Origin of the sequence: Variovorax fucosicus (assembly GCF_030316825.1) — a bacterium.
Lineage (GTDB): Bacteria > Pseudomonadota > Gammaproteobacteria > Burkholderiales > Burkholderiaceae_C > Variovorax > Variovorax fucosicus.
Map to the genome: position 1 here is coordinate 182,129 of NZ_JASZYU010000002.1, position 20,308 is coordinate 202,436.

At 67.2% G+C, this 20,308-nt stretch carries 23 protein-coding genes and 1 tRNA gene; 6 read left to right on the forward strand and 18 right to left on the reverse strand.

What is annotated here, in order from left to right:
* The first annotated feature begins 10 nt into the window (after positions 1-10).
* Positions 11-751, forward strand: coding sequence for a 5-oxoprolinase subunit PxpA (gene pxpA / locus QTI05_RS12975; RefSeq protein WP_286539250.1), 741 nt, complete (start codon positions 11-13; stop codon positions 749-751).
* A gap of 186 nt (positions 752-937) precedes the next feature.
* A complete protein-coding gene (gene rbp / locus QTI05_RS12980) occupies positions 938-1,333 on the forward strand; it encodes an RNA-binding regulator (RefSeq protein ID WP_286621600.1) in 396 nt (131 codons plus the stop codon).
* 76 nt (positions 1,334-1,409) lie between these two features.
* Here rbp and QTI05_RS12985 read toward each other — a convergent pair whose 3' ends face one another.
* Positions 1,410-2,114 carry an alpha/beta fold hydrolase gene (locus tag QTI05_RS12985; protein ID WP_286621601.1) on the reverse strand — a complete coding sequence of 235 codons (705 nt, stop codon included), beginning with the start codon at positions 2,112-2,114 and terminating at the stop codon, positions 1,410-1,412.
* 64 nt (positions 2,115-2,178) lie between these two features.
* Between QTI05_RS12985 and QTI05_RS12990 the strand changes: the two genes are divergently transcribed.
* The gene (locus QTI05_RS12990; protein WP_286621602.1) at positions 2,179-2,859 is read left to right on the forward strand and encodes a histidine phosphatase family protein; all 681 of its coding nucleotides are present in this window, start codon (positions 2,179-2,181) and stop codon (positions 2,857-2,859) included.
* A gap of 70 nt (positions 2,860-2,929) precedes the next feature.
* Here QTI05_RS12990 and QTI05_RS12995 read toward each other — a convergent pair whose 3' ends face one another.
* On the reverse strand, positions 2,930-4,279 hold the full coding sequence (locus tag QTI05_RS12995; RefSeq protein ID WP_286621604.1) for a tetratricopeptide repeat protein: 1,350 nt from the start codon (positions 4,277-4,279) through the stop codon (positions 2,930-2,932).
* Positions 4,280-4,308: 29 nt separating this feature from the next.
* Entirely contained in the window at positions 4,309-4,707 is a 399-nt protein-coding gene (locus QTI05_RS13000) for a tautomerase family protein (protein WP_286621606.1), read from the reverse strand.
* 110 nt (positions 4,708-4,817) lie between these two features.
* Between QTI05_RS13000 and QTI05_RS13005 the strand changes: the two genes are divergently transcribed.
* Positions 4,818-5,684: a LysR family transcriptional regulator gene (locus QTI05_RS13005; RefSeq protein ID WP_286621608.1), complete on the forward strand. Its 867-nt coding sequence runs from the start codon at positions 4,818-4,820 to the stop codon at positions 5,682-5,684.
* A gap of 33 nt (positions 5,685-5,717) precedes the next feature.
* On the opposite strand, the gene QTI05_RS13010 is transcribed toward QTI05_RS13005, so the two are convergent.
* From QTI05_RS13010 to QTI05_RS13040, 7 genes are all read right to left on the reverse strand, one after another.
* On the reverse strand, positions 5,718-5,945 hold the full coding sequence (locus tag QTI05_RS13010; protein WP_286539241.1) for a hypothetical protein: 228 nt from the start codon (positions 5,943-5,945) through the stop codon (positions 5,718-5,720).
* A 128-nt stretch (positions 5,946-6,073) separates the two neighbouring features.
* Entirely contained in the window at positions 6,074-7,483 is a 1,410-nt protein-coding gene (locus QTI05_RS13015; protein WP_286621610.1) for an amidase, read from the reverse strand.
* On the reverse strand, positions 7,480-8,964 hold the full coding sequence (locus QTI05_RS13020; protein ID WP_286539239.1) for an ABC transporter substrate-binding protein: 1,485 nt from the start codon (positions 8,962-8,964) through the stop codon (positions 7,480-7,482). The genes QTI05_RS13015 and QTI05_RS13020 overlap by 4 nt, the downstream gene beginning before the upstream one ends.
* A 32-nt stretch (positions 8,965-8,996) precedes the next feature.
* Positions 8,997-9,809, reverse strand: a complete 813-nt coding sequence (locus tag QTI05_RS13025) for an ATP-binding cassette domain-containing protein (RefSeq protein WP_286539238.1) — start codon at positions 9,807-9,809, stop codon at positions 8,997-8,999.
* Entirely contained in the window at positions 9,806-10,795 is a 990-nt protein-coding gene (locus tag QTI05_RS13030) for an ABC transporter ATP-binding protein (protein WP_286539237.1), read from the reverse strand. Before QTI05_RS13030 ends, QTI05_RS13025 begins: the two co-directional genes overlap by 4 nt.
* Positions 10,796-10,800: 5 nt before the next feature.
* The gene (locus QTI05_RS13035; RefSeq protein ID WP_286539236.1) at positions 10,801-11,676 is read right to left on the reverse strand and encodes an ABC transporter permease; all 876 of its coding nucleotides are present in this window, start codon (positions 11,674-11,676) and stop codon (positions 10,801-10,803) included.
* Complete coding sequence (locus QTI05_RS13040) at positions 11,673-12,623, reverse strand: ABC transporter permease (RefSeq protein ID WP_286621612.1); 951 nt, start codon at positions 12,621-12,623, stop codon at positions 11,673-11,675. Before QTI05_RS13040 ends, QTI05_RS13035 begins: the two co-directional genes overlap by 4 nt.
* A gap of 74 nt (positions 12,624-12,697) precedes the next feature.
* Here QTI05_RS13040 and QTI05_RS13045 point away from each other — a divergent pair, with 74 nt between their 5' ends.
* Complete coding sequence (locus QTI05_RS13045; protein ID WP_286621615.1) at positions 12,698-12,994, forward strand: YfhL family 4Fe-4S dicluster ferredoxin; 297 nt, start codon at positions 12,698-12,700, stop codon at positions 12,992-12,994.
* On the opposite strand, the gene QTI05_RS13050 is transcribed toward QTI05_RS13045, so the two are convergent.
* The 8 genes from QTI05_RS13050 to QTI05_RS13085 form a co-directional block, all read right to left on the reverse strand.
* Positions 12,981-13,391 carry a hypothetical protein gene (locus QTI05_RS13050; protein WP_286621617.1) on the reverse strand — a complete coding sequence of 137 codons (411 nt, stop codon included), beginning with the start codon at positions 13,389-13,391 and terminating at the stop codon, positions 12,981-12,983. The genes QTI05_RS13045 and QTI05_RS13050 overlap by 14 nt on opposite strands.
* Before the next feature lie 36 nt (positions 13,392-13,427).
* A complete protein-coding gene (gene pth / locus QTI05_RS13055) occupies positions 13,428-14,078 on the reverse strand; it encodes an aminoacyl-tRNA hydrolase (protein WP_286621619.1) in 651 nt (216 codons plus the stop codon).
* 75 nt (positions 14,079-14,153) lie between these two features.
* Entirely contained in the window at positions 14,154-14,867 is a 714-nt protein-coding gene (locus QTI05_RS13060) for a 50S ribosomal protein L25/general stress protein Ctc (RefSeq protein ID WP_286621621.1), read from the reverse strand.
* An 80-nt stretch (positions 14,868-14,947) separates the two neighbouring features.
* Complete coding sequence (locus QTI05_RS13065) at positions 14,948-15,922, reverse strand: ribose-phosphate pyrophosphokinase (protein WP_286539227.1); 975 nt, start codon at positions 15,920-15,922, stop codon at positions 14,948-14,950.
* Between the two features lie 91 nt (positions 15,923-16,013).
* Positions 16,014-16,090: transfer RNA gene (locus tag QTI05_RS13070), tRNA-Gln, on the reverse strand.
* 43 nt (positions 16,091-16,133) lie between these two features.
* Positions 16,134-17,003: a 4-(cytidine 5'-diphospho)-2-C-methyl-D-erythritol kinase gene (gene ispE, locus QTI05_RS13075; protein ID WP_286621624.1), complete on the reverse strand. Its 870-nt coding sequence runs from the start codon at positions 17,001-17,003 to the stop codon at positions 16,134-16,136.
* Positions 17,000-17,500 (reverse strand): lipoprotein insertase outer membrane protein LolB, encoded by a 501-nt coding sequence (locus QTI05_RS13080; protein WP_286539224.1) that lies wholly within the window; start codon positions 17,498-17,500, stop codon positions 17,000-17,002. The genes ispE and QTI05_RS13080 overlap by 4 nt, the downstream gene beginning before the upstream one ends.
* Entirely contained in the window at positions 17,497-19,335 is a 1,839-nt protein-coding gene (locus QTI05_RS13085; RefSeq protein ID WP_444812898.1) for a tetratricopeptide repeat protein, read from the reverse strand. Before QTI05_RS13085 ends, QTI05_RS13080 begins: the two co-directional genes overlap by 4 nt.
* An 84-nt stretch (positions 19,336-19,419) precedes the next feature.
* On the opposite strand from QTI05_RS13085, the gene mutM reads away from it, so the two are divergent.
* Positions 19,420-20,235: a bifunctional DNA-formamidopyrimidine glycosylase/DNA-(apurinic or apyrimidinic site) lyase gene (gene mutM, locus QTI05_RS13090; RefSeq protein WP_286621627.1), complete on the forward strand. Its 816-nt coding sequence runs from the start codon at positions 19,420-19,422 to the stop codon at positions 20,233-20,235.
* Positions 20,236-20,308: the final 73 nt, after the last annotated feature.

A 20,308-nucleotide genomic window follows, 5' to 3' on the forward strand; every position in this document is an offset into this window, starting at 1 on the left:
GCGATTGACCATGTTTATTGACCTGAACGCCGACCTCGGCGAAGGCTGCGACAACGACGAAGCGCTGCTGGCGCTGGTGAGTTCGGCCAACATCGCCTGCGGCTGGCACGCGGGCGACGCGAAGACCATGCGCCAGTGCGTGCGCTGGGCCATGCAGAACGGCGTGGCAATCGGCGCGCATCCGAGCTTTCCCGATCGCGAGAACTTCGGCCGCAGCGAAATGAACCTGCCGGCCGACGAGGTCATCGCCGGCATGCTCTACCAGATCGGCGCGCTGGCCGCGATTGCCAAGGCCGAGGGCGGCCGGCTTGCCCATGTCAAGGCGCATGGCGCGCTCTACAACCAGGCAGTCAAGGATCCGGTGCTGGCCGATGCGCTGTGCGAGGCGGTCAAGCGATTCGATCCTTCGCTCAAGTTCTTCGGGCTGGCCGGCAGCGGCATGATCGAGGCCGCCAACCGCGCCGGCCTGCAGCCGGTGGAAGAGGTGTTCGCCGACCGCGCCTACAACGCCGACGGCAGTCTGGTCAGCCGCAAGCTGCCCGGCGCGCTGATCGAAAGCGACGCCGAAGCCATCGCCCAGACGCTTTCGCTGGTGCGCGACCATCGCGTGACCGCCATCGATGGCAGCACCGTTTCGGTCAATGCCCAGAGCGTCTGCCTGCATGGCGACGGCGCCCATGCGCTCGAATTCGCGCAGCGCATCCGGGAAAAGCTGGCCAGCGAGGGCATCGCGGTTCGCGCGACCGCCTGAGCCGGGCGGATCTTTTTTCCGGATTTCCGCACAAGCGGGCGCTTTCGCCGATAATGCGGGGGCTTTCCTGCGGTTTCTGCAGGCCGGCGTTGACGGTGATAGGTCGGTTTCGCGCCACAGCGGGTTTTGTTTGTTGTGATTCTGGGACTCCATCGCTTTTGTTTCTTGTTTTGTTAGGAGTCCCAAATGGGCAAAAAACTGTACGTGGGCAATCTGTCCTACTCGATTCGCGACAATGATCTGGAACAGGCCTTCGGCCAGTACGGTTCTGTCAGCAGCGCCAAGGTCATGATGGAGCGCGACACCGGTCGTTCCAAGGGTTTCGGCTTTGTCGAAATGGGTACCGACGCTGAAGCGCTGGCAGCCATCGAAGGCATGAACGGCCACGCACTCGACGGCCGTAGCCTGACGGTCAACGAAGCCCGTCCGATGGAACCCCGCCCGGCTGGCGGCGGCTTCGGCGGCGGTCGCAGCGGTGGCGGCGGCGGTGGTGGCTACAACGGCGGTGGCGGCGGTGGCGGTGGCCGCAGCGGCGGCGGCTACGGTGGTGGCGGCGGCGGCGGCAGCCGTGGCGGCTACTGAGCACACCCTGCTCTGAATCAAAAAAGGCTCCCTCGGGAGCCTTTTTTGCGTCTGGGAGCAACCGCGCCGCGTGGGCTCAGGCGTCGAGCCGGGCCAGCCAGGCGCCCAGCGTCGCGTTGACGAGGGCCGGCTTTTCCATCGTCAGCATGTGGCCGCAGTCCGCCACCCAGACCAGTTCGGCGGCCGGCGTCAGCGTGGCGATATCGCGGGAGCACTCGGGCGGTGTCAGCCGGTCGGTGTCGCCGCACATCACGAGCACCGGGCAGCGGAGGCCCGGCAACTGTTCGCGCGCATCGGGCCGTTGCATCAGCGCCCGGTTTTGCCGGATCAACTGTTCGGCGCCGGCGTCGAGCATCATCTGCAGATAGGCATCGACCAGTTGCGCATCGGCCGCCTGCGCCGGGTGAAACGCAAACGCCACGTTGGGCCCGATCACTCCGGCTATGTCGCCGCGTTCGAAGAGTTCAATGGCGGCTTCGCGCAGTTCCCGCATGTCGGGTGTTTCGGGCCGCGGGTTGGTGCCGAGCAGTGCCAGCCCCTCGATGCGCGCGGGCGCCTGCCGCGCCGCTTCCATCGCGATCATGCCGCCCATCGAGGCGCCGCACAGCACCAGCGGGCCTTCGTGCTCGCGCAGCAACGCGGCCGCCATCTCCTGGATGGTCGCGTGGCGCATGTGCACGTCGCTCACGGAGGGCGCCATGCTGGCCGGCAGCACCGGCCATTGGGCCTGCCAGAGACGGTCGTCGCAGGCGAGGCCGGGAATCAGAACGAGTTGGGGCATAGCGCTCGATTCTGGCATCGCGCCGGCTTCGACATGGCGCGATGGGACAATGGCAGAACCCATCATGCCCATTGCCACCGAACTGATTCTGATCCGCCACGGCGAAACCGACTGGAACCGCGAACTGCGCTTTCAGGGCCACGTCGACGTACCCCTCAACGACATCGGCCACGAGCAGGCGCGCCGCCTCGGCCTGCGCCTGGCGGGCGAGCCGGTGCAGCACGTGGTGAGCAGCGACCTGATGCGTGCGCAACAAACCGCCACGCCGGCGGCGCAGCAGCTCAAGCTCCCGATCGTCACCACCGTCGGCCTGCGCGAGCAGCACTTCGGCGTCGCCGAAGGTCTGCGCGCCGAGGAAATCCGCGAGCTGCATCCGCGCGCCTGGGAAGACTGGCTCCTGTTTCGCGAAGACCATGCCGCGATGCCCGAAGGCGAATCGCCACGCGCGTTCCATGCACGCATCCTCGAGGCGCTCGGCCGCATCGTCGCGGCGCATGCGGGCCAGAACGTGCTGGTGGTCACCCACGGCGGCGTGCTCGACATGGTGTGGCGCACCGCGCAGGGCCTGAGCCTCGGCGGCCCGCGCCAGAGCGAGATACCGAACGCCGGCTTCAACCGCATCCGCATTGCCGACGCGGCCGATCCGGCACGCATCCAGATCCTCGACTGGGCCGACACCGGCCATCTCGCCGACCTGCCGCCCCAGCCCACCTACGACCAGAAGCGGCACCTGGAGCCACGCTGAACGCAAACGGTCTGGTCGATAGGCTATGACTTCAACGACGAGATCCTGCCGAGCACCGCGAGCTACTGGGTCACGCTGGTGCAGGCGTACCTGAAGTAGCCGGCAGGCCGAGCGCCCGGTAGACCGCCGCGTTCTGCCGGCGCAAGCGCAGGGATTCCGGCTGTCCGTTGAGCTGTTGCTGCAGGATGCCCTGTGCGCCGGCCAGCGCGGTTGCGGTGCCGCAGCGCACCAGCGCGTCGAGGTACACCTGCTCGAACAGGTCGCGCTGCGCATGGCTGCCGCCGATCTCGATCAGGCGCGGCAGCGCCAGGCCCAGCCCTTCGATCGCGCCCGCGTGGTCGCCGCGCGCGTGGGCGCGCAGGCCGTGCGCTGCCGGCACGCCCACGTGCTGCCACGCAGCGCGCGTCGAGACGGGCGCCCGCGGCGCGAAGGCTTCGATGTTGCGCAGCAGCGTGTCGGCCTCGGGCCGACCGGCGCGTGCCAGCCCGTACAGGTACTGCAAGTCCAGGAACGGCAGCACATGGTCGTCCAGCCGCTGCACAAGATGGTCGGCCAGGTCCTGCCAGCGCTCGCCCACGTCGATGCCCGCCAGTTCGAAGCGCGCGAGCAGCGAGGCCGCGCCGATCTGGTCTTGCGAGTACGCCTTGACCACGCCCCATACCTCGTCGTCGTAGACCGCAAGCGCCTCGGCATCGCGGCCCAGGTCGATCAGGAACAGCGCCACATGCCACCAGTTGTGCGTGACCATGAAGGAGTTGAGATCCGTCCAGGTGTCGCTCACGCCCTGCATGAAGGCCAACCCTTCGCCGAGACGCCCTTCGGTCAGCATGACGTGCGCGAGCCCATGGTGAGCCCACGGTTCCTTGCGGCACATGGCGATAGCCCGGCGCGCACTCGTCTCGGCCTCGCGCATCAGATGACACTGCTCATAGCCGAACGCGGCCATGCCATGCACATACGGCACATCGGCCGCGGCCGGCAGCACCGCCAGTGCCAGGCGCAACATGCCGGGGCAGTCGCCGGTGTTGAAGCAGTGGTACTGCCCGAGCTTGAGCGACGCCAGGTCGCGTGGAAACTCGCGCGCCTGTTCCTGGTGCAGGCGGATCGCCTGCGCGATATCGCCGGCCACCCAGGCCGCCACTGCTGCGATAAAGCGGCGCTCGCGCGGCGTGGCGCGTGCCGCGCCCGACTGCGCGCGCGCAATGAAGGGGCGCGCATTGGCCACCGCATCGCGCGATTCGGCGAACATGTGCAAGGCGGCGCAGTACGCCTGGACGATCGGGCTGGTGTCCTGTGCGGCCGACAGCACATTGGCCGCGCGCGCCTCGCAGGCGATGAAGCCCATCACGAAATCGTCGAGCAGCCGCACGCTGGCGGCATCGCCCACGCTGACCGGGTTGCCGAGGCTGTCTGTGTGCATCACCTCATTTTGCCGTCGCCGGGCGCCGCTCAGACGCCCGCTTGCTGGTGCCGGTATTCCTGTGTGAGGCCACCGTAGCCGTAGGCTGCCGCGCGCGCATCGATCACATGCACGTAGCTCACTTCGTGCAGGTTCGGCAGGAGCCTTGCGAAGGCGGCGTGCACCTCGCGCAGGTAGCGTGCCTTCTCGGCCTTGGTGTTGGTTTCGTCGGTCACGCTGATGTCGAGATGGAACGCGTTCCGGCCCAGCTCGGCCAGCGACACGCCACCGATGAACCAGCTTTCGGCCGGGATGAACTGCACGGTGGTAGCGATCACCGGCAACTGCTTGCCGAGCACGGACTGGGTGAGCTCGGCCACGGCGTCCACGGCGCGCTTGGCGAGCGCCGCATCGGGTTGGCCGGACAGGTGGATGACGGTATGGGGCATGGCGGTTCTCCTATGAAAGGTGATGGAATGCCCTCATTGTGGGAATCGGCTTGCCATTTGAAAAGCGGGAAGAGATGATGCTATCTATCGGGTAATCAGATGGATAGAACATGCAGCATTTCGATCTCGACCAGCTCGCAACCTTCGTCGCCGTTGTGGAGGCTGGCAGCCTCACGGCGGGTGCCCCGCGCGTGTTTCTGTCGCAGTCGGCGGTCAGCGAGCAGGTGCGAAAGCTGGAGGAGCGGGCCGGGCTGCCGCTGCTGTTGCGCGCCAAGGCGGGCGTGTCGACCACGGCGGCCGGTGACAGGCTGTTGGCCCACGCACGCCGCCTGTTGGCGCTCAGCGAGGAGGCCTACCGCGATCTGCATGGCGTGACGCTGCAGGGCGAGTTGCGGCTGGCGGTGACCGACTACTTTCGCCCGCTGGAGTTGACGCGGTTGCTCGCACGGCTCGGTGAGCAGCATCCGCAGGTGCGGCTCAACGTGTCGGTGCTCAAGAGCGGCGCAATCGAGGCCGGTTATGCACGCGGCGCGTTCGATGTCGGTCTGTCGATGCGACTGGCCCATGCCGGGGCCGGCACGCTGGAGCGCGGCAGCCGGGTGCTGCGACGCGAGAGCTTGCAGTGGATGGCGGCGCCCGGAGTGCGGCCGGCACGTGGCGAACCATTGCGGCTGCTCGCGCTGCCCGATACCTGCTCGCTGCACCAGTTCACCGTCGGTCTGCTGGTGCGCCGCAAGGTGGCATTCAGCGTGGTGCATATTGCTTCCGGCGTGGCGGGCCTGCAGTCGGCGCTGGCCGCGGGCCTGGGTGTGGCGTGCCTCAATGAATCGTCGCTGGCACCGGGGGTGGTGCGGCTGGCGGAGCCGCACGGCCTGCCAGCGCTGCCGCGTGCGAACTTCCATGTGCTGCCGGAACGGCCGGGCGAGGACGCTTTCGTCACCCGGGCGCGCGCACTGCTGGCGGCGCAATTTGCATGAGGGCGCGGCGCGGGTGCCGCGTCGTCGGCGGCGTCAGGCGTGTGCGCCCGAAGACAGCCGCCGCAGCATGGCGAGTTGCCGGACTTCTTCTGCGTCCCTGAGGCTCTTGGCCGCGCGCGCGGCGGCGTAGGCGACGTACAGGTTTTCGACGGCCCGGGCCCAACTGCTCGCGGCCGTCTGCAAGTCGGCGTCCGGCGGCACGGCGGGAACTTCGATACCGGCCTTGCGGAGAATGATGGCTTTGTGGCTGGTGGTGAGCATGGCGACCTTCCTTGGAAACTTGAAGCCAGCGTAGCCGCGTTGCGGTCGCGCCACCATCGGCCGCAAGTCGTATGCGGATGTAAGCAGGTGCCGACTATTACCGGTTTTGGCCGATTTCTTTGTCCCGCTCACACGCCGGGCGGTGGTTCCGGCCAGGGGCGCTGCGATTCGCGAATCAACTCGAAGGCCCGTGCGACGCGCAGCACGCCCAGGTCGTCGAAGCGCTGGCCCGCGATCTGCAGGCCGATCGGCAGGTCGTCGGCGCTGTAGCCGCAGTTGATCGACGCGGCCGGCTGCTCCGACATGTTGTAGGGCACGGTAAAACCGATGTGCTCCAGCGGCCGCATCGGGTCGCCCGTGGGCGAGGCCGCTTCGGCCGCGGCCGGCATGTTCGGCGACACGGGCGAGATCACGTAGTCGAACCTCGCGCACGCCGCGACCGAGGCGATGCGCGTGGCGTGGAACTGGCTGAAGGCGCGAAACACGTGCTCGCCGCCGAATCCGGCGGCACTCTCGGCCCATTCACGGACGTATGGCAGCACTTTCGCGCGCTGGTCGGCTCGCAGCGCCTGCATGTCGACATGGGAGCGCATGCGCCACAGGTGATCCATGCCGTCGAGCATGGCTTGTGACATGAAAGGTTGCATCGTTTCGACGATGGCGCCGGCCCGCTCGAACAGGCGCGCGGCCTGCTCGACCGCGGCACGGATCTCGGGCTCGACCGCGAGGCCGCAGCCGGCGTCGAGCAGCAGGCCAATGCGCAGGCCGCGCAGGTGGTCGGCGTCGACGTCGTAGCCGGCCCAGTCGATGTCCTGCGGCGGCAGGTTCATGCTGTCGCGCGCATCGGGCCGGCTCAGCACCTGCATGGCCAGCGCAGCGTCGCCCACGGTGCGCGTCATCGGACCGGCGGCGCGGCCCGTGTAGGGCGGGTCGATCGGAATGCGGCCCAGACTGGGCTTCAGCGTGAAGATGCCGCACCAGCTGGCCGGCAGGCGCAGCGAGCCGCCGATGTCGGTGCCGATGTGCAGCGGGCCGTAGCCGGCCGCGGCCGCCGCGCCGGCGCCGGCGCTGGAGCCGCCGGGCGTGCGGGTCAGATCCCACGGGTTGCGCGCCAGCGTGTGGAAGCTCGACAGGCCCGACGACAACATGCCGTAGTCGGGCATGGTGGTCTTGCTGAAGATGACCGCGCCGGTTTCCTTCAGGCGTGCGGCCGGCGGTGCATCGGCCGCCGCGGGTTTCAGGTCGACCGCCGCGGTGCCGGCCGGCAGCGGGTCGCCGCGCGTGGCGATGTTTTCCTTGATGGTGGCGGGCACGCCGTCGAGCGGGCCGAGCGGCGCGCCGTTGCGCCAGCGCGCCTGCGAGGCGCGCGCCTGGTCGAGCGCCGCTTCGGGGCGCAGCAGCCAGGTCGCCTGCAGGTGCGGCTCCCAGCGCGCGACGTGGGCCAGCACGTCCTGCGTGACCTCGACCGGCGAGAGCGTGCCCTCGCGATAGGCTGCAACCAGTTCCTGCGCGCTCAGTTCATGCAGCGCAGTGCTCATCCCCAGGAAAGCGCAGACAGGTCATTGCAGAAGATCGGCATGTCCTTCCACAAGCCCTTCACGCCCTTCTTGGCGACGGTCGGGAACTGCGGCTGATACAGGAAGCCGTTGGCGGCGTCGGTGGCCAGCAGCTTCTGTGCATCGCCCAGCAGCTTGTTGCGTTCGGCCGCGTTGCCGGTGGCCTTGATCTTGTCGAACAGCGCCACGAACGCCTTCGAGTCGTAGCCCCAGTAGTACTCGGGCTTGGCATAGTTGCCGAGGTCGAAGGGCTCGACGTGCGAAACGATCGTCAGGTCGTAGTTGTGGGGGCCGCCATAGGTGTTGCTGAGCCACTGCGCCCATTCGACGTTCTGCACCTTCACGGTGATGCCGATCTTGGCGAGCTGCGCGACGATCACCTCGCCGCCCTGCCGCGCGTAAGGCGGCGGCGGCAGCGTCATCGTGAGTTCGAGCGGGGTCTTGATGCCGGCTTCGGCCAGCAGCTTCTTGGCCTTCTCGATATCGAAGGGGTTGATGCCCGTGGTGTCCACGAAGCCGGGCGCGCCCGGCACGTAGTGGCTGCCGATCGGCACGCCGAGGCCGTCGGCCGCGCCTTCGATGACGGCCTTGCGGTCGATCGCCGCCAGGATCGCGCGGCGCACGCGCACGTCGTCGAGCGGCTTCTTCTTGCTGTTGAAGGCGAGGATGGTCTTGGCGCGCGAGCCGCCCAGGATCACCTGGAATTGCGGGTTGGCCTTGAACTGCGGCACCACGCGCGTGCCGATGCGCTGGAACGCATCGACGTCGCCTGCCAGCATGGCGGCCGCCTGCGCGGCCGCGTCGGCGATGAAGCGGAAAGTCACCTTCTTGAGCTTGGCCTGCGCGGGGTTGCGGAAGCCGTCCCACTTGGTCAGTACCAGCGACGAACCCTTGGCCCAACTCTCGAGTTGATAGGGGCCGGTGCCGACCGGTTTGGTGGCGTTGGTGTCGGCGCTCTTGGGCTCGACGATCACGGCCGTGGCCTGGCCCAGGACGAAGGGCAGGTCGGGGTCGATCTCCTTGTTGATCAGCACCACGGTGGCATCGTCCACCACCTGCGTGCTGAGGTTCGCGAAGGTGCGCTTGTCCTTGTTGGTACTCTTCTCGCCACCGGCGCGGTCGAAGCTGAATTTGACGGTCTGGGCATTGAAGGGCTCGCCGTTCTGGAACTTGACGCCGCGCTTGAGCTTGAAGGTGTAGGTCTTCAGGTCGGGCGAAACCTCCCAGCTCTCGGCCAGCAGCGGCGCGACGCTGCCGTCGGCGTTGATCTTGGTCAGCGTCTCCAGGATGTTGTATTGCACGACCTCGGCAATGGCGGCGGCGGCACCGGCGGTCGGATCGAGGCCCGGCGGCTCGAGCGCCATGCCGAGCACCATCGCGTCTTTGCGACTCTGGGCGAATGCGAATTGCGGCAGGCTGGCGGCCAGTGCTGCGGAGGTGAGGACTGTGCGGCGATTCAACATGGTCAAGCTCCAGGACAAGAAGAAAGATAACGTTACATCATCCGGCGCGCTGGCGGCTCGGCGCGCGGAACGGCGGCCAGCAGGGCCTGCGTGTACGGATGCTGGGCATGCGCAAAAAGCTGCTGCGGCGCACCCCGCTCCACCACCAGGCCACGGTGCAGCACGCAGACCTCGTCGCAGAGGTGGTTGACCACGGCGAGGTCGTGGCTGATCAGCAGGTAGCTGATGCCGAACTGTTGCTGCAAGTCCTGCATCAGGTTCAGCACCTGGGCCTGCACCGAGACGTCAAGCGCGCTCACCGGCTCGTCGGCCACGATCAGCTTGGGCCGGGTGATGAGGGCGCGCGCGATAGCGATGCGCTGGCGCTGGCCGCCCGAAAACTCGTGCGGGTACTTGTCGAGGTCGCTGGCGCGCAGGCCCACGGCCGCGAGCGACTCGCCGGCGCGCTCGCGCTGCACGGCGCGGCTGGTTTCGTCCAGGGCTTCGAGCGGCTCGGCCACGATGCGCGCGACGGTCTGGCGCGGGTCGAGCGAGCCGTACGGATCCTGAAACACCATCTGCACGTCGCGCCGCGCCGCGCGCAACTCGGTGCGTGGCAGCGCATGCAGGTCGCGGCCCTGCAGCTTGACGCTGCCCGAATTGGGGCGATCGAGTGCCATCACGAGCCGCGCGATGGTCGACTTGCCCGAGCCCGATTCGCCGACGATGCCGAGGCTGCGGCCCTGCTGCACGCCAAAGCTGACGCCGTTGAGCGCCTTCACCAGCGGCGGCGCACCGAACAGCTTTTCGCGCGGCAGTTCGTAGTGGCGAACCAGGTCGGTGACCTCGAGCAGCGGTTCGCTCATGCAGCCACTCCCGTGGCGGCCGCCACTTCGTCGAGCCGGATGCAGCGCACCTCGTGACCGTGCGGCAACAGCGTTGCCGGCGGCCGTGTGGTGCGGCAGGCGTCGACCGTGAAGCTGCAGCGCCCGGCGAACGGGCAGCCCGGCGGCAGGTCGACCAGTTCGGGCACGCTGCCCTTGATGGTGGCGAGCCGTACGCCGCGCGGCGCACCCAGCGCCGGCCGCGCCGCGAACAGGCCCTGCGTGTACGGATGCATGCGCGCGTCGAACACGGTGGCGGTCGGGCCGCTCTCGACCACGCTGCCGCCGTACATCACGAGCATCTTCGACACCGTCTGCGCGATCACGCCGAGGTCGTGCGAAATAAGGATCAGCGCCATGCCGCGCTCGGCCACGAGGCCCTGGATCAGATCGAGGATCTGCTTCTGGATCGTCACGTCGAGCGCAGTGGTCGGCTCGTCGGCAATCAGCAGGTCGGGCCCGCAGGCGAGCGCCATCGCAATGCCGATGCGCTGGCGCTGCCCGCCCGAGAACTGGTGCGGATAGGCATCGAGCCGCGACGCCGCATCAGGGATGCCGACGCGGTCGAGCAGCGCGAGCGCTTCCTTGCGTGCGTCGGCGCCCGAAAGGCCGCGGTGCAGGCGCAATGGCTCGCCGACCTGGCGCGCGATGGTGTGCACCGGGTTCAGCGCGGTCATCGGCTCCTGGAAGATCATGCCGATGCGGTTGCCGCGGATCTCGCACATGCCGCGCTCGTCCATGCCGACGAGTTCCTGGCCGTCGAAGCGGATGCTGCCGGTGACCTTGGCGCTGGCGGGCAGCAGGCCCATCAGCGACTGCACCGTGATCGACTTGCCGCAGCCCGACTCGCCCACGATGCCCAGCGTTTCGCCGCGCTCCAGCGAGAAGCCGATGCCGCGCACGGCCTCGGCCGGGCCGCGCTGGGTCTGCAGGCCGATGTGGAGGTCGTTGACTTCGAGCAGTGCCATCGTCGTTACCGTGCGCGTGCCAGCCGCGGGTCGAGCAAATCGCGCAGACCGTCGCCGAGCAGGTTGAGGCCGAGCACCGCCAGGGCGATCGCCATGCCCGGGAACACCGCGAGCAACGGCGACTGGAACATCATGGTCTGCGCCTCGCTCAGCATGCGACCCCACGAAGGCTGCGGCGGTTGCGTGCCGAGCCCGAGGTAGGAGAGGGCGGCCTCGGCCAGGATCGCGATGGCGAATCGGATCGTGATCTGCACGATCAGCACGGCCGAGATGTTGGGCAGCACATGCTGCATGGTGATGGCGAACGCCCCCTTGCCGCAGGCGCGCGCGGCCGCGATGTACTCGCGCGACCAGATCGCGTTGGCCGAGGCGCGCGTGATGCGCGCGAAGGTCGGGATGTTGTAGATGCCGATCGCGACGATGGCGTTGACGATGCCGGCGCCGAACACCGCCGTCATCATGATGGCCGACAGGATCGCCGGGAACGCCAGCGAGAAATCGGTGAACCGCATGATGCCTTCTTCGATCCAGCCGCGCTTCGCCGCGGCCAGCAGGCCCAGCGCGGTGCCGATCGTCAGGCCGATGCCGACCGCGATCATGCCGACCAGGATCGAGGCGCGCGCGCCGACCAGCAGCAGCGACGCGACGTCGCGGCCATAGGTGTCGGTGCCGAGCCAGTGCGCGGCCGAGGGCGGCTGCAGCTTGCTCGGCAGATCCATCTCGTAGGGCGACCAGGGCGTCCAGACCAGCGACACTGCGGCCGCGACCAGCAGCAGCAGCGTGAGCACGCCGCCGAGCACGAAGCTGCGATGCTGCAGGGCACGGCGCCAGAAGCCCGGCACCTTGAGCGCGGCAGCGCTCGGGACTGCGACGCTGCTCATATGTCGGAAGCCTTGATGCGCGGGTCGATCACGGCGTACAGCACATCGACCACGAAATTCACGATGACGACCATCGCCGCCAGCAGCATCACGCAGTTGCGCACCACGATCAGGTCGCGGTTGCTGATGGCCTGGAAGATCAGCCGGCCGAGGCCCGGCAGATAGAACACGTTCTCGACCACGATGGTGCCGGCCAGCAACTCGGAGAACTGCATGCCCATCACCGTGACCACCGGAATCATCGCGTTGCGCAGCACATGCGTCCAGAGCACCGCGCGCTGGCTCACGCCCTTGGCGCGGGCGGTGCGCACGAAATCCTCGCGCATCACCTCCAGCACGGCCGAACGCGTGATGCGCGCAAGGATCGCGGCCTGCACCACGGCCAGCGAAAGCGCCGGCAGCAGCAGCGACTTGAGGCCGGCGAAGATGCCTTCGTCCCACCCGTCGAAGCCGCCGGCCGAGAACCACTGCAGCTGCACCGAGAACACCAGGATCAGCAGGATCGCGAACCAGAAATTGGGAATGGCGATGCCCACCTGCGTCAGCCCCATCAGGCCCACGTCGCCGAGCTTGTTGTGGCGCGCCGCCGCGGTCACGCCGACCAGCAGCGCGAGCACCGTGGTGAAGGCCATCGCCAGCAGTGCCAGCGGGACCGTCAGCGCCAGCCGCTCCAGGATGAGTTCGAGCACCGGCGAGCTGTAGGCGTAGCTGTCGCCCAGATTGCCGGTGAGCATGCCGCCGATCCAGTGCCAGTAGCGCGCCCAGGCCGGCTGGTCGAGACCGAGCTTGGTGGCCAGGGCCGCCACGGCCTCGGGCGCTGCGTCCGGCCCCATCAGCAGCTGCGCGGCGTTGCCCGGCAGGATCTCCAGCACCAGGAAAACGATGACCGAGGCCCCCATCAACGTGGCGATCAGGGTCAGGATGCGCTTGAAAAGAAACAGACTCATGGGGCGGGGCGCAGCATAACCCGGCGATGCAATGAACGTACCAAGGCTTTTGCGACGCGACGGATAATCACCCCATGGCCCTCATGATCACCGACGAATGCATCAACTGCGATGTGTGCGAGCCCGAGTGCCCGAACGACGCGATCTACATGGGCGTGGAGATCTACGAGATCGACCCGCACAAGTGCACCGAATGCGTCGGCCACTTCGACGAGCCGCAGTGCGTGCAGGTGTGCCCGGTGGCGTGCATTCCGGTGAACCCGGCGCATGTGGAAACGCGCGAGACGCTGTTCCAGAAGTTCGAGCGGCTGGCAGCCGCGAAGGCCGCCCAGGCGGCCACCAGCGGCGCGGCCCGACTCACGCCCCCTTGAATTTCATGGTCGACTTGCGCGGTTCGCGATCCAGCTTGCGGATGCGCGCGCGCTCGAGCCGCTCGGCCGATGCAATGCGGCGCTCGGCCAGGGCATTGCGCCGGGCTTCGGCGGCGGCCTTGCGGTCGCGGTCGGCGGCGTCTCTTTCCTGCTTGAGACGAGTGCGCTCCAGTTCGGCACTGCGCATTTCGGCACGTCGCGTGGCTGCATCGGACGCGCGGCGATCGGCCTCGCTGCGGCTGTCGTCCACGTCCACCGCCTTGCCGCCTTTGCAGGGCTGGTCGGTGTAGGTGTTGCCGCAGCGCCAGGTTTCAGCCGCATGTGCTGCTGCAGCGCTCGCCAGATGAGTGCAGATTGCTATTAAAAGGATAGCGATCGGGGTGGATGGCTTGGCCATTTCTGTTTTCTCTCCCTGTCTTCGGCGGCGACTTCGCTAGCCTGGCGCCGGTGCGCCGCCGTCACCGCTCCCGCCATTTTCATCGGGCTCGCGCCGAGGCGGCTTGGGCCGCGGCGGCTTGCTGGTGTGAATCTGCATCGTGGCCTTTTCCATCTCGCCGGCCACCAGCGCAGGCGCCGCATGCAGTGTGCGCGCGATTGCATCCTCGATCGCTTCGCGCTGCTCCTTGAGCGGCTTCTTGAGCACCCAGTTGACCACTTCGGCCTTGACGCCCGGATGTCCGATGCCGAGCCGCAGGCGCCAGTAGTCGCCAGTGCCGAGCTGTGCATGAATGTCGCGCAGGCCGTTGTGGCCCGCGTGGCTGCCGCCGAACTTGAGCTTGGCCTGGCCCGGCACCACGTCGAGCTCGTCGTGCACCACGAGGATCTCGTCTGGGGCGATCTTGAAGAAGCGCGCCAGCGCGCCGACCGATTTGCCTGACAGGTTCATGAAGGTCTGCGGCTCGAGCAGCCAGACGCTCTGGCCGGCGATGTTCGCGCGGGCCACCAGGCCGTGATAGCTGCGATCCGGCACCAGCGAAAGCTTCCAGTCGCGTGCCAGCGCATCGACCCACCAGAAGCCCGCGTTGTGCCGCGTGGCTTCGTATTCCGGGCCCGGATTGCCGAGGCCGACGAACAACTTGATCATGATCCGGATTATCCAGCCCCCAAAGAAACGGCCCGCACGAGGCGGGCCGTTGATCTGCAGACGGAAAGAAGTGGATTACTTCTTGGCAGCCGGGGTCTTGGCGGCAGGCGTCTTCGCAGCGGGGGTCTTGGCAGCAGGTGCTGCCTTGCCGCCCTTGCCGGCCGGCGCTGCGGCAGCCGCACCGGCAGCCGCTTCGGCGCCTTCGGCGGCCGGAGCTTCTTCTTCATCGGCAGCCGGGGCCGTGGCCGAAGCCAGCACCGGGTTGACCTTGCCGTGGCTGACCCACTTCACGCCGCGCGGCAGCTTGATGTCCTTCAGCGTGACGGTGCCGTTCTTCTTCAGGCCCGACAGGTCGACTTCGATGAACTCCGGCAGTTCGGCCGGGAGGCAGTTCACTTCGAGTTCGGTCAGGACGTGGTTGACCAGGTTGTGCTCGAGCTTGACGGCGTCGGACTCTTCTTCACCCTTGAAGTGAAGCGGCACCTTCATGGTCATGCGGGTCTTGGCATCGACGCGCTGGAAGTCGATGTGTTGCACCAGCTGGCGGAACGGGTGGTACTGCACGTCACGCAGCAAAACCTTGCTGACGGTGCCGCCGAGTTCCATTTCGAGGATGGAGGCGTGGAACGCTTCCTTCTTGAGGGCGTGCCAGAGCGCGTTGTGATCGATTTCGATCAGCTGCGGCTGGGTGTCGCCACCATAGACGATACCGGGCGTCTTGCCCGAGATGCGGAGACGGCGGCTCGCACCCGTGCCCTGCTGTGCGCGCTCAAAAGCGACGAATTTCATAACTAACTCCTGTGGGAGCCCACCGCGACCAGTGCGACTCCATTGCAAAAAGGCTCACCCGAAGGGAGCCCGCCTTTTGTTCAGAACAGGTTTTCCTGATCCGAAAACAAACTCATCACCGACTCGCCCTTGGCAATGCGCTGGATCGTCTCGGCGATCAGCGGTGCCACGGAGAGCTGGCGAATCTTTCCGCAGGCCAGCGCCGTGTCGGAAAGAGGAATGGTGTTGGTGACGACCACTTCGTCGAGCGCCGAACCCTGCGTGATGCGCTCGATCGCCGGGCCGGAAAAAATCGGGTGCGTGCAGTACGCATACACCTTCTTGGCGCCGCGCTCCTTGAGCACCTCGGCGGCTTTGACCAGCGTGCCGGCCGTGTCGATCATGTCGTCCATGATCACGCAGTTGCGGCCGTCGATTTCGCCGATCACGTGCATGACCTCGCTCACGTTGGCGCGCGGACGGCGCTTGTCGATGATCGCGAGATCGCAATTGAGTTGCTTGGCCAGCGCACGGGCGCGCACCACGCCGCCAACGTCGGGCGAGACCACGATCAGGTCTTCGTAGTTCTGCAGCCGCAGGTCGCCCAGCAGCACCGGCGACGCATAGATGTTGTCGACCGGAATGTCGAAGAAGCCCTGGATCTGGTCAGCGTGCAGATCCATCGTCAGCACGCGCGCCACGCCCACTGTTTCCAGCAGGTTGGCCACCACCTTGGCCGAGATCGGCACCCGGCTCGAACGCGGGCGGCGGTCCTGGCGGGCATAGCCATAGTAGGGAATCACGGCGCTGATGCGCTCGGCCGAGGCCCGCTTGAGCGCGTCGACCATGATGAGCAGCTCCATCAGGTTCTCGTTGGTCGGCGCGCAGGTTGACTGCACGACGAACACATCGCGTGCCCGGACGTTCTGGTTGATTTCGACCGTGACTTCGCCATCGGAGAAACGGCCCACACGGGCAGCGCCGAGCGAAGTGCCCAGGTTGTGCGCAATCTCTGCTGCAAGGCCCGGGTTGGCATTGCCGGTGAAAACCATGAAATCAGGGTGGTGAACCTGCATGAGCGCGTTCCGGCAATTCGAAAAAGCCCTCCGAAGAGGGCTGCCAAGGGTCTTGAAATCCCCCGTAGCCGGCCGGCTACGGGTAAATGTTTGGCAGGGGAAGAAGGATTCGAACCTTCGCATGCTGGAATCAAAATCCAGTGCCTTAACCAGCTTGGCGACTCCCCTACACGGGTCGATGAAAAGTCTCTTGTGGAGACAGGCCACCAACCTATGAAATGTCGCTGGCTGCCCACCCGGCCAAGGGATGAACAGCCATGTTGCTGCACTGGCGAACCAGCCAGCCCGGTGGGGCATCGGCCAGATCCGCTTCATGCGGCATCGTTGCGAACACGGCACTTCCGGAGCCGGTCATCCGGCCTTGCAAGCCATGTGACCCCAGCCATTCGATGGCCTGGGTCACCGCCGGGCAAAGCCTTTGGGCAACCGGCTGCAAGTCGTTGTGCCCGAAATCGAATGCATCGAGATCGTTGGCGCCATGTTTTGCAGCGAAGCCTGCGATTATAGCAGCCGGCGTGGCGCGTTGAAGTTCCGGCGCAGCAAAAATGAGACGCGTGTCGAGCCCCTCGGGCGGTTTCACCACGCAAAAGCGGGCCGGCGCCAGCTCGATCGGCGTGATGCGCTCGCCGATGCCTTCGACCCACGCGTTGCGCCCGCGCAGGAAAAAGGGCACGTCGGCGCCGAGCGCCAGGCCGATCTGTTCGAGCCTGGAAAGCGGCAGGTTCAAGCCCCAGAGCCGGTTCAGCGCCAGCAGGCAGGTGGCCGCGTCCGAAGAGCCGCCGCCCATGCCTGCTTGCGCCGGAATGTGCTTGGCGACACCGATGTGCGCGCCCTGATCCGGCTTTGCAAAAACCTGCAGCGCCCGCGCGGCGCGCAGCACCAGGTCGTCCGGTGGCAAGGCCGTCGTCAGGTCTTCGCGCGTCAGCCGGCCATCGTCGCGCCGCTCGATGTGCAGCGTGTCGCACCAGTCGATCAGCATGAAGACCGACTGCAGCAGGTGGTAGCCGTCGTCGCGCCGTCCGGTGATGTGCAGGAAAAGATTGAGTTTGGCGGGCGCCGGCAGGTCGTACAGCGCCTTCATGACCGTTCGAAAACGATGCGCAGGTCGGCGCCGGGCCGTGGCGATTGCCGCGTCGCCTGCAGCCGTCCGCCGGCGAACTGGCTCAGATCGGCGTGCCAGCCGGGCACCGGCTCGTCGCGTCCGGCCAGCCAGCCGAACAGCGCGCCGACCGGGATCGCAGCGCCGGTTGCGGCCTCGATCAGCGCGTCGACGGATTCATACTGCCTTGTCTGGCTGCCATTTTTCAGCAGGGCCTGGCCCGGCGACCACTGCAGCACGGCCAGCGTATTGCCGATCGGCGTGGTCAGCGTGAGTTCGCCGGCTTGCGGTGTGCCGCGCAGATCGAACACGGCCGAGAAGGTTTGGACCGGCTCGCTGTCGATGCGCAGCGCGAGGCGGCCGCTCCAGGACTCGCTGCTTTGCGAGCCAGGGCGGACTCCAGCACCCGGCGTGCTTGCGCAGCCTGCTATCAAAAAGAGAGCGGCGGCGCTGGCGACGAGTGCCGTGCGACGGTTCACAACTTGACGCGCAGGCGCTTGAGCGTTTCCTGCAGTGTCTCGTTGTCGGCGTCTGCCAGCGAGGCTTCCTTCCACACCGCCACCGCGCGGTCGCGCTTGCCGGCAGCCCAGAGCACTTCGCCCAGATGGGCGGCGATCTCGGGGTCGGGCCGGCGCTTGTAGGCCGCTTCGAGGATGCGCGAGGCTTCTTCCATGTTGCCAAGCCGGTATTCGACCCAGCCGAGGCTGTCGGCGATGAAGGGGTCGTCAGGTGCCAATTGCACCGCCTTCTGGATCAGCGTGCGGGCCTCTTCCAGCCGCACCTTGCGATCGGCCAACGAGTAGCCGAGCGCGTTGTAGGCGTTCTGGTTGTCGGGTTTGAGTTCGATCAGGCGACGCAGCAGGCGCTCCATTTCGTCCATGCGGTTGAGCTTCTCGGCCACCATCGCCTGGTCGTACAGCAGGTCGCTGTCTTCGGGCGCCGCAGTGCTGGCCTTCAGCAGCATGTCGTAGGCCGGCTGGTACTGCTTGGCATCGCGCAGCAGTTGGACTTCTGCCAGGAATTTCTGCTTCTTGTCGTCCGCATTGCGCTCTGGCAGCGCGCGCACCAGGTCGCGCGCCTGCTGCAGCTTGCCCTGGCGCGCCAGCAAGGATGCGCGGCGGGCCTGGGTGCCGACCAGATCGTCGCCGTTGTCGATCTTTGCAAGCCAGTTCTCGGCGCCCACGAAGTCCTTGCGGCGCTCCGCGAGTTGCGACAGCAGCAGGTATGCCTGGGTCAATCCGCGCTTGCGCTCGTCGGCGTCGGCCTGGCCATTGGCCAGTTCGACGTAGCGCTTGAGGGAGGTTTCGGCCGCCGCATCCTGGCGGGCCTGTGCCTGCAGCGAGCCGAGCAGTACCCAGGGGTCGGGTAGATCGGGGCGCTCGACGGTGAGCTTGGTGAGCTCGGCGCTCGATTCAGCGAAGCGTCGGCCCTCGGCCAGCGCGCGCGCATAGCCCATGCGGACTTCGGGCTGCGCCTTGGGCGTGGCAAGGTAGCGTTTGACGATGGGCTCGGCCAGCGGCTGGCCCGGGTCGATCAGGTCGACCGCGAGGATGGCCGGGCCGTCGGACGTGGGATCGGCTTCCTGGCCCTTGAGCGCCGCGTCGAGTGCGCCGGACGGGTCGCCGGCCACCAGGCGCAGCCGGCCGATCGTGGTCCAGGCGAGGCCGGCGGTGGCCGGGTTCCTGATTTCATCGACCAGCGCACGTTCCACTACCGAGGCGGCAAGTTTCTTGTCCGTGGCGCGCGCGTAGGTGCGCGCGACAATCGTCATAAGGAACGGGTGCTCGATCCGGGGCGTGGCCGCGAACTCAGCGCGCAGCGGCTCCACCGTGTCGGCCAGTCGATTCAGGGCGATCAGGATCTGCAACTCGATGCGGCGGGCATCGCGCGAGTCGGGTTGCGCCTGCTTCCAGGCGCGGGCGGCGGCCAGCGCTGTGTCCCCGGAGCGCGTTTGCAGCGCCAGTTCGACGGTGCGCTGGTACAGCCGGGGGTCACGCGTACGTCGTGCAGCCTCGAGCATCAGCGCGGCACCGTCGGTCGCGTCGCCCGAGCGGGCGGTCATTTCGCCGACCAGCACGTTGAAGAACAACTCTGCCGTGAGCGCAGAAGGTGTCGCGTCCGACTTCGGCTCCGCCTTGGCCACGACCGAGGCTGTGGGCGCGCCCGAAGGCTCGACGATCGGTGCCGGGCTGGTTGGCGCGGACGGGTCGTTGGGGGCATTGGGTGCGGGCACGGTCTGCGCGTGCGCCGCAAGGGCGAGCAACACGAGAGATGCGGCCGCCGCAAGGCGGAGTCGGCGGGGCGGTGGGGTCATCGGAACCATAATAATCCAAGGTTTTTGTGTGACCACCGCGTGGGGCTACAGGTTCCGGCGGGATTTGGTGTCAGCCTCCTGCCCATGCCCGAACTCCCCGAAGTCGAAGTCACGCGTCTTGGTTTTGCCAACCGTATTGCCGGCGCCCGCATCGAGGCGGTTCGCGTGGGCAAGCCCCTGCGCTGGGCGCTGGCGGTCGAGCCCCTGGCGCTCGTGGGCCGGACGGTGCTCGCCGTGCGGCGGCGCGGCAAATATCTGCTGGTCGATCTGGATGAAGGCCTGTTGCTGCTGCACCTGGGCATGTCCGGCAGTCTGCGCTTCAGCCAGGATGCGCCGCCGGCCGGCCCGCATGACCATTTCGACCTGGTCACCAGCCACGGAACGCTGCGGCTCAACGACCCGCGTCGTTTCGGCGCCGTGGTCTACGCGCAGGACGAGGCCGCACCGCTGGCCATGAAACTGCTGGGCAAGCTCGGCGTCGAGCCGCTGGGCGATGGTTTCGATCTCGCGCTGTTCCACGCCGGCCTGCAGAAGCGCCAGGCCGCCATCAAGCAGGTACTGCTCGCTGGCGATCTGGTGGTGGGCGTGGGCAATATCTATGCGTCTGAGGCGCTGTTCCTGGCCGCCATCCGGCCGACGCTGGCCGCCTCGCGCATCAGCAACCCGCGCGCCGCGCGCCTGCATGCCGCAGTGCGCGAAATCCTGGCGCGTGCAGTCGAACGGGGTGGCAGCACGCTGCGGGACTTCACCAACATCGATGGGCAAAGCGGCTATTTCCAGCTCGAAGCCACGGTCTACGGGCGAGCCGGCGAGCCCTGCCGGGTGTGCGGAACGCCGATCCGCCAGATCCGCCAAGGTCAGCGGTCGACGTTTTTCTGCCCAAATTGTCAAAAGTATTAGTGAAAGCCCGACGAGCGGCATTGTTGCCTACCCGCGCGGTTGGGTGCCGGTGCTATATTTTGTAAGTTCACAT

Excerpts from the sequence above, each read along its gene's own strand:
- pxpA (WP_286539250.1), top strand. The coding sequence starts at position 11 with ATGTTTATTGACCTGAACGCCGACCTCGGCGAAGGCTGCGACAACGAC.
- rbp (WP_286621600.1), top strand. The coding sequence starts at position 938 with ATGGGCAAAAAACTGTACGTGGGCAATCTGTCCTACTCGATTCGCGAC.
- QTI05_RS12985 (WP_286621601.1), bottom strand. The coding sequence starts at position 2,114 with ATGCCCCAACTCGTTCTGATTCCCGGCCTCGCCTGCGACGACCGTCTC.
- QTI05_RS12990 (WP_286621602.1), top strand. The coding sequence starts at position 2,179 with ATGCCCATTGCCACCGAACTGATTCTGATCCGCCACGGCGAAACCGAC.
- QTI05_RS12995 (WP_286621604.1), bottom strand. The coding sequence starts at position 4,279 with ATGCACACAGACAGCCTCGGCAACCCGGTCAGCGTGGGCGATGCCGCC.
- QTI05_RS13000 (WP_286621606.1), bottom strand. The coding sequence starts at position 4,707 with ATGCCCCATACCGTCATCCACCTGTCCGGCCAACCCGATGCGGCGCTC.
- QTI05_RS13005 (WP_286621608.1), top strand. The coding sequence starts at position 4,818 with ATGCAGCATTTCGATCTCGACCAGCTCGCAACCTTCGTCGCCGTTGTG.
- QTI05_RS13010 (WP_286539241.1), bottom strand. The coding sequence starts at position 5,945 with ATGCTCACCACCAGCCACAAAGCCATCATTCTCCGCAAGGCCGGTATC.
- QTI05_RS13015 (WP_286621610.1), bottom strand. The coding sequence starts at position 7,483 with ATGAGCACTGCGCTGCATGAACTGAGCGCGCAGGAACTGGTTGCAGCC.
- QTI05_RS13020 (WP_286539239.1), bottom strand. The coding sequence starts at position 8,964 with ATGTTGAATCGCCGCACAGTCCTCACCTCCGCAGCACTGGCCGCCAGC.
- QTI05_RS13025 (WP_286539238.1), bottom strand. The coding sequence starts at position 9,809 with ATGAGCGAACCGCTGCTCGAGGTCACCGACCTGGTTCGCCACTACGAA.
- QTI05_RS13030 (WP_286539237.1), bottom strand. The coding sequence starts at position 10,795 with ATGGCACTGCTCGAAGTCAACGACCTCCACATCGGCCTGCAGACCCAG.
- QTI05_RS13035 (WP_286539236.1), bottom strand. The coding sequence starts at position 11,676 with ATGAGCAGCGTCGCAGTCCCGAGCGCTGCCGCGCTCAAGGTGCCGGGC.
- QTI05_RS13040 (WP_286621612.1), bottom strand. The coding sequence starts at position 12,623 with ATGAGTCTGTTTCTTTTCAAGCGCATCCTGACCCTGATCGCCACGTTG.
- QTI05_RS13045 (WP_286621615.1), top strand. The coding sequence starts at position 12,698 with ATGGCCCTCATGATCACCGACGAATGCATCAACTGCGATGTGTGCGAG.
- QTI05_RS13050 (WP_286621617.1), bottom strand. The coding sequence starts at position 13,391 with ATGGCCAAGCCATCCACCCCGATCGCTATCCTTTTAATAGCAATCTGC.
- pth (WP_286621619.1), bottom strand. The coding sequence starts at position 14,078 with ATGATCAAGTTGTTCGTCGGCCTCGGCAATCCGGGCCCGGAATACGAA.
- QTI05_RS13060 (WP_286621621.1), bottom strand. The coding sequence starts at position 14,867 with ATGAAATTCGTCGCTTTTGAGCGCGCACAGCAGGGCACGGGTGCGAGC.
- QTI05_RS13065 (WP_286539227.1), bottom strand. The coding sequence starts at position 15,922 with ATGCAGGTTCACCACCCTGATTTCATGGTTTTCACCGGCAATGCCAAC.
- ispE (WP_286621624.1), bottom strand. The coding sequence starts at position 17,003 with ATGAAGGCGCTGTACGACCTGCCGGCGCCCGCCAAACTCAATCTTTTC.
- QTI05_RS13085 (WP_444812898.1), bottom strand. The coding sequence starts at position 19,335 with ATGACCCCACCGCCCCGCCGACTCCGCCTTGCGGCGGCCGCATCTCTC.
- mutM (WP_286621627.1), top strand. The coding sequence starts at position 19,420 with ATGCCCGAACTCCCCGAAGTCGAAGTCACGCGTCTTGGTTTTGCCAAC.